Consider the following 9,607-nt stretch of genomic DNA (forward strand, 5'->3'; position numbering starts at 1 on the left):
TCAACCTGCGAAATTTTCGATGTTGATTTGCCCTTCGGGAAACGTTGCGATGATTTCAAGTTCGCCGCCCATCGCACGGATACAGTTGCGCAACGTGCTGATGTACATATCAGTACGGCGCTCCATTTTCGAGATAGCCGCTTGATTGACATGCAGCGTTTCGGCAAGCGTAGCCTGACTCAGGGCTTTGGCCTGCCGAAGTTCGTTGAGTGGCATTTCCCTGATGTGTTGCTCGTAGATCGAATCGGCGCCCGTCCGGGCTTCGGGTGTCATGCGCGCTTGGAGTTCGGCGAATTTCTTAGCCATTGTTACAACCCTCTTTGCGCAATGTTTCTAGATGCTCAGCGTACAGTTGATCGGTTGATCGGCGAGCGGGACATTGACTTCATGCCAGCGGTCCTGACCGGTTTTGTCTCCACCGATCAATAGTAATGCGCAACGTCTTGGATCAAACGCATCAAGAATGCGATACGGCCGTCCGGCATGTTGAACTCGCAGTTCTTGTAAATGGCCGTGCCGCGCTCCGTTGATTGCACGACTGTGCGGAAAGCGTAAACCCGGTCCGAATTGACCCAGCAGTTTGACGCTTGCAGCCACGGCGCTCTGCCCGTTTTCAGTCAGGTCTTCCCACCAGTTGCCGAACGCGTCGGTGTATTCGATATCCCACTTCATGGGAGGCGAATATGGGCGCTATGGAATATTCCATCAGGGTTCCATTTTCGATGGGCTGACCTGAGCACTTCCGATGTGTTTACACCCAAGACAAAGGCGCAATGCTGGCCTTTCGCTTGACGCTAACCCTCGCTGTCGTAGACTCCGCACATCCGTCAGGGAGTAGCGGTTATGCAGCGTTTTCGTGGTTGGGTTTTTGGATTGACCTTTGTAACGTGTGCCGTTCAGGCGCAAACGCCCGGGCTAGACGATCCGCTGCTCGATAGCCCCGCGGCCGGGGCGGGTGCCGCGAGCAGTGAGGCGCGGGGTGTGCTTCGCGCTCGGGATCAGGCGATTCTGGCCAGTGAGCTGTCCGGGCGGATTGTCGAGTTGCCGTTCAGTGAGGGCGAGTCGTTCAAGAAGGGCGACGTGCTGGCCCGGTTCGATTGCTCGGCCTATCAGGCGCAACTCAATGCTGCGCAAGCGGCCAGCCGTGGCGCCGGTGAAGAATTGGCGCACAACAAACAATTGGCCGCGCTCAATTCTGTCGGGCGTTTCGAAGTGGCGCGGGCGCAGGCCAAGGTCAGCGAAACCCAGGCGCAATCTCAGGTCTATCAGGTGCAGGTCAAACGCTGCAGCGTGATTGCGCCATTCGACGGGCAAGTGGTCGAACGCAAGGTCAAGCGCTATGAGAGCGTGTCGGCCGGCGCGCCGCTGCTGGATGTGGTCGATAACCGCACACTGGAAATCCATCTGCTGGTCCCGTCGCGCTGGATGGCCAAACTCAAGCCTGGCCAGACGTTTTCCTTTGTTCCCGATGAAACAGGTCAACCGCTCGAGGCCACGGTCAAACGCCTCGGCGCGCGAATCGATGAGGGCAGTCAGACCTTGTTGCTGGTCGCCTCACTCCCCGAAGCCAAAGGCTTACTGGCCGGCATGAGCGGCACGGCGCATTTTTCGGAGCTTAATTGAACGCCCCGGTGAGCGGCGGCGCCGAGCAGGTGTTTGCGCGGTTTCTTGACCTCGAACGCCAGACCCGGGCAGCCCGCGATGCGTCGCAACTGGCCTACAGCCTGGTCAATGACGGCCAGTCGCTGTTCGGTTTTCGCCATGCCGCGTTGTTGATCGCAGGCAAGGTGCAAGCGGTGACCGGCGTCAGCGCGGTGGAGCCCAATGCGCCGTTCGTGGCGTTTGTCGAGCAAGCCGTGGCGCAGTTGTTCAAGCAGGATGTGCTGCAACAGGCGCGGGTGATTGCGCCGCAGTTGCTCGGCGAATCGATCCAGGCGGATTGGCGCAGTTTGTCCGCCGCACAAGTGTTCTGGCTGCCGTTGATTGATCGGGATGGACAGGTGTTCGGCGGTTTGTGGCTGGCCCGCGATGTGCCGTGGAATCCCTCCGAACAAGTCTTGCTCTCGCAACTGGGCGATACCTACAGCCACGCCTGGCTGGCGCTGCAGCCACGCAAACCCTGGCGGTTGCGCTGGACGCGTAAACGTCAGGTGGCACTGGTCGCGGCGCTGTTGCTCGGGCTGTTGATTCCGGTGCGTCAATCGGTGCTGGCACCGGCCGAAGTGGTGCCGCTGGGCGGCCGTGTGGTGGCGGCGCCGCTGGACGGGGTGATCGCCGAGTTTCTGGTCAAACCCAATCAAACGGTGAAAACCGGCGAACTGTTGCTGCGCTTCGAAAACACGACCCTCACGGCTCAGGCCGATGTGGCCGAACGGGCATTGGATGTGGCCGAGGCCGAACTCAAATCCAATTCCCAGCGCTCGTTCACCGATGCCGAATCCAACTCGCGGATCGACTTGCTGGCCGCGCGCGTCGAGCAAAAACGCGCCGAACGTGACTACGCCCGCGAGTTGCTTAATCGCAGCGAAGTGCGTGCCGAACGCGATGGCATCGCGGTGTTCGCCGATGCCGAACGCTTGACCGGCAAACCCGTGCAGACCGGCGAACGCCTGATGGAAATTGCCGACCCGAACCAGGCCGAACTGCGTATCGAACTGGCGGTGGGCGACGCGATATCGTTAGAGCCCGGTGCCGAGATCGCGTTGTTTCTCGACAGCGATCCCTTGAAGCGCCACCTCGCGACGCTGGAGCGCTCGGCCTACGAGGCACAACCGACGGCTGGCGGGCAACTGGCGTATCGGCTCGACGCCAATTTCGTCGACGCACCGCCGCGCATCGGCCTGCGCGGTACGGCGAAAATCTTCGGTGACCGTGCGCCGCTGGCGCTGTACCTGTTGCGTCGTCCATTGGCCGGTCTGCGCCAGAGCGTGGGCCTGTAAATGAACCTGCCGAGCCTGCGTGCCGACCTGCAACTGTCGCCCGCAGCGCCAGCATTGGACGGCTCGCCACGCTGGACCCTGGCCGACCCGGTGCGCGGGCGTTATTTCAAACTGGGCGCGGCGGCGATGCGCCTGTTGCGCCACTGGTCGCTGGGCGATGCCGATCAGGTCCTGCGTGCGGCCAATCGTGAGCCGGGCCTGCCGCTGGACGGCACCGAGCTTGAGCAATTGCTGGAGTTTCTCCGTGGGCACGATTTGATCAGTGCCCTCGACGATCAACAGCGCGCCAGTTACCGGCTCAAGGCCTTGGCGCAGAAACAGAGCCTGTGGCAAATCCTTCTGCATCAGTACCTGTTTTTCCGCATACCGCTGTGGCGTCCGGACGCCTTTCTCAATCGCGCCTGGCCGTGGCTGGAACGCTTCGGCCCACGCGTGTTGCGCTATGGTTTGCCGGCGACGTTGGCGCTTGGGGTGTTTCTGGTTTCGCGGGACTGGCAGCGGTTTGTCGGCACCTTTCCGCACCTGTTCAGCCTCGGAGGCGCATTGGCGTTCGGCGTGGCGCTGTTCTTTGCCAAGCTGTGCCACGAGTTCGGCCACGCGTTCATGGCCAAGCGCGCCGGGTGTCGGGTGCAGAGCATGGGCGTGGCGTTCATGGTGCTGCTGCCGATGTTCTACACCGATGTCAGCGATGCCTGGCGCGTCAATGATCGTCGCGCACGGTTGTTGATTGGCGCCGGTGGCGTGCTGGCTGAGTTGCTGTTGGCGTGCATTGCACTGCTGGCGTGGTCGTTGTTGCCTGATGGCCCGGGACGCACGGCGGCGTTCATGCTCGCCAGCGCCACCTGGATCACCACGCTGGTGGTCAATCTCAATCCCTTCATGCGTTTTGACGGCTACTTTCTGATCAGCGATTTGTGGCAAGTCGACAACCTTCAGGGCCGGGCGTTTGCCTTGTGTCGCTGGCGCTTGCGCGAGTTTTTGTTCGGTTATGGCGCACCTGCGCCGGAGCCTTGGTCGCCGAAAATGCAACGGCGTTTGCTGATCTGGGGGTATGGCTCGTGGTTATGGCGTGCGGCGTTGTTTTTCGGGATCGCGTTGGCGGTCTATCACCTGTTCTTCAAGGTGTTGGGGATCTTCCTGATGCTGGTGGAACTGGTGTGGTTCATCTTTCTGCCGATCATGCGTGAGTGGCGCCAGTGGTGGAGCCGCCGCGAGCAGGCGCATGGCCCGCGCGTGTTGCTTTTCAGTCTGGCATTGCTGGGGTTGTTGCTGGTGCTGATTGTGCCTTGGCGCAGCGCCGTGGAACTGCCGACGATGTTGGAGGCCGGACGTGCAAGCGCTCTATATGCACCCACCGCGGCGCGGGTCAAAGCGGTGAAAGTGCACGACGGTCAGAAGGTGGCCCAAGGGGATGTGTTGATCGAGCTGGAATCTCCGGATCTCGATTCGAAGCGCGCCATCGTGCGGCGGGAAATCCAGATCCAGCAGTTGCTGATGCGCCGGCAGGCAGGCCGCAGTGAAACAGCGGCGGACGCCGGTGTCGTTGAACAAAAACTGGCCGAAGCGGTGGCCGAATACCGCGGGCTCACGGCCCGGCGTGAACGCCTGTTGCTGCGCGCCCCGCACGCTGGATATGTGCGTGATTTGCAACCGAACCTGAGCATCGGGCGCTGGATTTCGAGCAAGGATGCACTGGCCCGGGTCGTCGAGGACGGCACACGCCTGCGCGGTTATCTGGCCGAAGCGCAGTTGTGGCGGGTCAAACCCGGCGCCAGCGGCCGGTTCATCGCCGACGACCCGATGCACCCGGCGCTCGCGGTGCAACTGGATGAAATCGACACCAACGGCGTGGCCTACGTCGATCAGCAAGCACTGACGTCCGATCACCACGGGCCGATTGCCGTGCGCCGCGATCAACAGCAACGGGCGGAACCGGTGCAGGCGCAATATGGCGCGCGCCTGAGTGTGCTCGATCGCGCGCCGACGCCGCTGCAACCGTTGCGCGGCGTGGTCGTGTTGCAGGGGCGCGGCGAGTCGTTGCTGGGTGTGGCATGGCGGCGGATGGCGGCGCTGGGGGTCAGGGAAAGCGGTTTTTAACGGAGAGCGGCGATGACGGATAACGCAGCAGTGGCAGCAGAGGGATTGGTGGTGCGGCCTTCGCGGGCAACCGACGGGCCATTTCTGCAAAGCCTGTATCAAACGGCGCGGCCGGATCTGCAATGGATCGACGGCGAGCCGGAACAGGTGCAGCAAATAGCCGCCCAGCAGTTTCAGGTGCAGGAGCAGGGCATGGGGGATAACTACCCCAACGCCATGCACTACGTGGTGGAAAAACTCGGCACGGCCATCGGTGCCTTGAGCACCGATTTCGGCGCCAACGAAATTCGCGTGTTGTATCTGGCGTTCATCCCGCCGGCGCGTGGCCAGGGTTTTGGCCGCGCCGTGCTGCAAGGCGTGCAGAAAGCCGCGCAGCAGATTCGCTGCCCGGTGGCGACGGTGGTCTGGAGCAGCAATCCCCAGGCACGCCGGCACTATTTGGCCTTGGGATTTGCCGTGGAAGAAAGCAATCCCGCCGCCGAAAGACTTGTCTGGTATCCCCAATGAACCCCGGCAGGAGCCGGGTCTTGAACGGTAATGTTCAAGCGACATTCCCGGACGCGGACCCAGGCTACACAACCTTGCGTGATGCTCAGTGATTTCGCCGGTTTGCTGGACGCGCCCTACCGCCACACCTTGCCGGGCATCCAGCAGGTCATGATGCTCGGCGAACTGACCGTCAACCAAGCCCTCGACAACCTCGACCCTGCGGCCTGAAATCCAAATCCCCTTCGCGAGCAAGCCCGCTCCCACCGGGGGATTGTTGTTGAGTCAGTTGAAGGTGATGTGGAAATAGCCCAACTGCGGATCTCGCCCCATCGGCGGCACCCGGGACACGAAGATGTCCTGCACTCGCCCGATTTCTGGCAGTTCCAGCGCACACAATCCGTCGACAAATTCAGTCGGCTCCAGACTTCTCAATTCGACACTGAATGGCATTCGTTCGCTGTAGCGCATTTTTGCGGCGGGCTGCTCTTCAAGGTGTTCGATATGGATTTGCAGTGCACTGCCATCGGGCAGGTACAGGGTGCCGATCCGGCCCAGCAGCGCCTGGAAATGTTGGCTTTGAACCGTTTGCAACATGGTTTCGCTCCAGCCAGTGAGGAAACCGGGGGAGGGTCGCCACCCCCGGCAGTCGGTCAGTTGCGCGACGGGAAAATGCCTTGCAGCGCGATGCTGAAGTTGAGCACCAGGTACGGGTTCATGATCGCCATCGACTGGCCGTTGCCCGTGGAGGTGATGGTCCCGCTGATCGCGGTCTGCGCACCTTTGAGGGGGACGGGCGAAGCGCCTTGTGCGTCCGAGAAGATATTCGCCAGACCGGGTCCGGTGCCCGAAGCACCGATATAGGCGTTGGTGGCCGTCGGGGCGCCCAACGGGTTGCTCGCTGGGTTGGCCAGTTGCACGGTGGTGGTGGCCGTGAGGCCCGCCAGTGTGTGAGTGTGGTTCGGCAGATTATTGAGGGTCGGTATGACGGCTTCAGTGCCGGAAATTTCCCCCATTACGCGAGTCGACAGGCCGGGGCCGGTGCCCTGGCAGATCGGCATTCGGCTCTGCAGATTAGGCAGTCCGAACGTCTGGACACCGTTGCCGCCATAGTTGGTGCCCAGCAACGCAAACAGCGCGCTGTATTGCGAAACACTCATCATCTGACCGTTGCACAAGGCCCAGCCGCTGGGCGCATAGTTGAAGGCAAACGTCAAAACAGTGCCCATGTAAACGTCCATAAAGTCCTCTCCCTTCTGATTGATGGTCGGCGGGCCGCGTGAGGATTCAGGCTGCGGTGATGCCTCCCCCTCCTTTGCCAGATTACGCCACGGCTCAGCGTAGACCCGGATCGGCGAGGTTGCCGGATGTCGTGAAACCGCACGCCGGCATCGACGGCTATCGCGTGGCTGACCTAAAGTGACCGGCAGGTTTCTGGGGATCTGCATTAGCGGTGTTTTGCCACGGGCCAGAGGAAACAATGACGGTAAACAGAGTCACGCCGGTTGGCGATACGCAAGACCCCCAGGCAACACCCGGCTCCTGGTTCGGCAACTGGCGAGTGATCCTTTGGGCGAAAAAACAATGGCTGCTGCCCATCATGGCGCTGGCCGCGATTGTGCGTTTTTACGACCTGACGGCCGCTGCGATCTGGGGCGACGAAGGTTCCAGCCTGCTGCTGGCGCGTTATTCGCTGGGCGGGATCTGGAACCATGCGGCGTTCGATGTGCATCCGCCGCTGTACTTCATGCTGTTGCACGGCTGGATCGAACTGTTCGGTGACGGGATTTTTGCGATCCGTTGCCTGAGCGCGCTATTGGGTATTGCTGTGGTGGGCGCAGGGGTTTGGCTGGTGGATCGCTTGGCCACTCGCCGCGCCGCGATCATCGCCGGTGTGTTGCTGGCATTGCTGCCCACGGCGGTGCGCTATAGCCAGGAAGTGCGCATGTATTCGCTGCTCGGGTTGTTGCTCATTGCGGCGAGTCTGGCGTTGGTTTACTGGATCAGACGTGCGCAACGCAGGCGTTATCTGGTGTTTTACGTGCTGTTGATGAGCGCGGCGCTCTACACCCATTACTTCGCCGTGTTGGCGGCGTTGAGTCACTGGATTTATCTGGGCGTGATTCGTACGCAACGCGGTTATCGATTCCGGCATATTCAACAACCGCCATGGTGGCTGGCGAACCTGGCCATTGCCGGACTTTATCTGCCGTGGTTGCCGAAACTGCTGAATCTGATGCAGCACATGGAACAGCTCAAGGCCGCTGGCGATGTGGGCTGGGAAGACCCGGTGAGCCTGACCTCGTTGCCGGCGATGATCTGGTCCTGGCTGATTCAGGATGATGGCGCAAACCTGCCGCTGCTGGTCTTCATCGCGATGCCATTGGCCTTGCTGGTGCTGGCCGGGGTGGCATTGGCCCGTGACCGCAGCGTATCGCGCGGCAGTGTGCTGCTGGCGCTTTACACCGGCCTGCCGCTGTTGCTGGTGTTTGCGGTGTCGTTCATCACGCCAGTGTTCATCGAGCGCTACCTGACCGCGTTTGCGTTGGGCCTGCCGATGCTTGCGGCGTTGGCCATCGACCGTTTTTACAGTCGTTTCCGGGGGCTGGCGTTAGCGGTGCTGGTGTCGCTGGTCGGGGTCGAACTGATTGGCGTGAACAACAACGCCACGGTCGACAGCAATGATCAACTCGATCATATGGTGAGTTACGTCAATCAGCAGTTCCAGCCCGGTGACGGCATCGTCATCAGCGACATGCTCTGGTACCTGAGCTACGTCTATTACGATCAAACCGGCGCTCAAGTGCGCCTCTACACGCCACCCCGCGCGGACGGCCATTCGACACGGCCGAATGAGTACGGTTTTGGCACGCTGGTCAGCACTAACGTCTACCTCGACAGCTTGGCCGAACTGACGGGCAATCGCCGGGTCTGGCTGGTGGGAACCGTTGATGAACCTGGAGAATTCCTGCCATTGCCGGCGACTTGGCACCTCAGCGCCGAGGTGCGCGCCGGTGGGGCGCAGGCGCGATTATTCGATGTGAAGCCGGCAGTTGAATAAGTCCTGTGCGGACTTAATCGATTCACCTTTTTATTCGCGATAAAAAATTAACCGGTTAGTTCTTTTTGCTCTTGAATGATGTCAAAACACTACTAGTCGTAGGGTTGTTCTTGAACTACGCTTTGTCGAACAAAAGGACTTCCGATTACGGTGAAGGGATTGCAGCAGTTCCACTTTGTCTCCGGCTTACCGCGCTCAGGCTCGACCCTGCTTTCTGCGATCCTTTTGCAGAATCCGCGGTTTCACGCCGGTATGACCAGCCCGGTGGGCTCGCTGTTTTCCAGTGTGCTCGAGCAATGCAGCGCCGGCAGTGAGTTCGGCGCGGTGATCGACACCGAGACGCGCCGCCGTTTGCTGCGGGGTCTTTTCGATTCCTACTACGCCGACAAGACCAACAAACCGGTGGTGTTTGACACCAACCGTCAATGGAGCTCGCGGCTGCCCGCGCTCAACGACCTGTTCCCCAACGCCAAAATCATCGCTTGCGTGCGCAACGTCGCGTGGGTGATGGACAGCCTTGAACGCCTCTACCGCGCCAATCCTTACGAAAACACCAAGCTGTTCGGCGACGCCGTCGAGCGCAACACGGTCTACAGCCGCTGCGAAACTCTGGCTCAGCGTAACCGGCTGGTGGGTTTTGCCTGGGCGGCGCTCAAGGAAGCCTATTACGGCGAGCACGCCGACTCGTTGCTGATCATCGATTACGACTTGCTGACCCAGGCCCCGGAGCGAGTGCTGCGGCTGGTCTACGATTTTATCGGCGAGCCATGGTTCGAACACGATTTTGAACATCTGGCATACGACGCGCCGCAATTCGATCAAGCCCTTGGCGTTGCCGGCCTGCACAAGGTCAAACCCAAGGTCGCTCTGGAGTCACGGCGCACGATTCTGCCGCCGGACCTGTTCAAGCAATACGCTGATTTGTCTTTTTGGCTCGATGGCTCAGCCAGCGCTGCCAATGTCATTCGTATGAAGTCCGACGCCGCGATCAGTTGATCGCGGCGTTTTTCATTGATGCGTCAAT

Annotated in this window: 10 protein-coding genes and 1 pseudogene; 7 read left to right on the plus strand and 4 right to left on the minus strand. The window is 60.8% G+C overall.

Translation table 11 applies throughout. The features are described from left to right. Both K5E40_RS12100 and K5E40_RS12105 read right to left on the minus strand, forming a co-directional pair. On the minus strand, positions 1-306 hold the full coding sequence (locus K5E40_RS12100; protein ID WP_221730939.1) for an XRE family transcriptional regulator: 306 nt from the start codon (positions 304-306) through the stop codon (positions 1-3). Then, positions 299-672 (minus strand): annotated as a pseudogene (locus K5E40_RS12105) (type II toxin-antitoxin system RelE/ParE family toxin). The gene K5E40_RS12100 and the pseudogene K5E40_RS12105 overlap by 8 nt, the downstream one beginning before the upstream one ends. Before the next feature lie 171 nt (positions 673-843). Here K5E40_RS12105 and K5E40_RS12110 point away from each other — a divergent pair. From K5E40_RS12110 to K5E40_RS12130, 5 genes are read left to right on the plus strand one after another with little or no spacing between them, the layout of a single operon-like run. Continuing rightward, on the plus strand, positions 844-1,623 hold the full coding sequence (locus K5E40_RS12110) for an efflux RND transporter periplasmic adaptor subunit (RefSeq protein WP_221730940.1): 780 nt from the start codon (positions 844-846) through the stop codon (positions 1,621-1,623). Next, positions 1,620-2,939: an efflux RND transporter periplasmic adaptor subunit gene (locus K5E40_RS12115; protein WP_221730941.1), complete on the plus strand. Its 1,320-nt coding sequence runs from the start codon at positions 1,620-1,622 to the stop codon at positions 2,937-2,939. Before K5E40_RS12110 ends, K5E40_RS12115 begins: the two co-directional genes overlap by 4 nt. Then, on the plus strand, positions 2,940-5,036 hold the full coding sequence (locus K5E40_RS12120) for an efflux RND transporter periplasmic adaptor subunit (protein ID WP_221730942.1): 2,097 nt from the start codon (positions 2,940-2,942) through the stop codon (positions 5,034-5,036). It begins immediately after the preceding gene. A gap of 12 nt (positions 5,037-5,048) precedes the next feature. After that, positions 5,049-5,543, plus strand: coding sequence for a GNAT family N-acetyltransferase (locus tag K5E40_RS12125; protein ID WP_221730943.1), 495 nt, complete (start codon positions 5,049-5,051; stop codon positions 5,541-5,543). Positions 5,544-5,573: 30 nt separating this feature from the next. Beyond that, entirely contained in the window at positions 5,574-5,753 is a 180-nt protein-coding gene (locus tag K5E40_RS12130; protein WP_221731072.1) for a DUF6124 family protein, read from the plus strand. Positions 5,754-5,807: 54 nt separating this feature from the next. On the opposite strand, the gene K5E40_RS12135 is transcribed toward K5E40_RS12130, so the two are convergent. Then, positions 5,808-6,119, minus strand: coding sequence for a DUF6916 family protein (locus K5E40_RS12135; RefSeq protein ID WP_221730944.1), 312 nt, complete (start codon positions 6,117-6,119; stop codon positions 5,808-5,810). A gap of 56 nt (positions 6,120-6,175) precedes the next feature. Further along, entirely contained in the window at positions 6,176-6,763 is a 588-nt protein-coding gene (locus K5E40_RS12140; protein WP_221730945.1) for a phage tail protein, read from the minus strand. A gap of 239 nt (positions 6,764-7,002) precedes the next feature. Between K5E40_RS12140 and K5E40_RS12145 the strand changes: the two genes are divergently transcribed. Together K5E40_RS12145 and K5E40_RS12150 are read left to right on the plus strand one after the other, a co-directional pair. After that, on the plus strand, positions 7,003-8,583 hold the full coding sequence (locus tag K5E40_RS12145) for a glycosyltransferase family 39 protein (RefSeq protein ID WP_221730946.1): 1,581 nt from the start codon (positions 7,003-7,005) through the stop codon (positions 8,581-8,583). Between the two features lie 150 nt (positions 8,584-8,733). After that, positions 8,734-9,579, plus strand: coding sequence for a sulfotransferase (locus tag K5E40_RS12150; protein ID WP_221730947.1), 846 nt, complete (start codon positions 8,734-8,736; stop codon positions 9,577-9,579). The last annotated feature ends 28 nt before the right edge of the window (positions 9,580-9,607 follow it).

It is taken from the genome of Pseudomonas baetica, assembly GCF_019733355.1.
GTDB lineage: Bacteria > Pseudomonadota > Gammaproteobacteria > Pseudomonadales > Pseudomonadaceae > Aquipseudomonas > Aquipseudomonas baetica_A.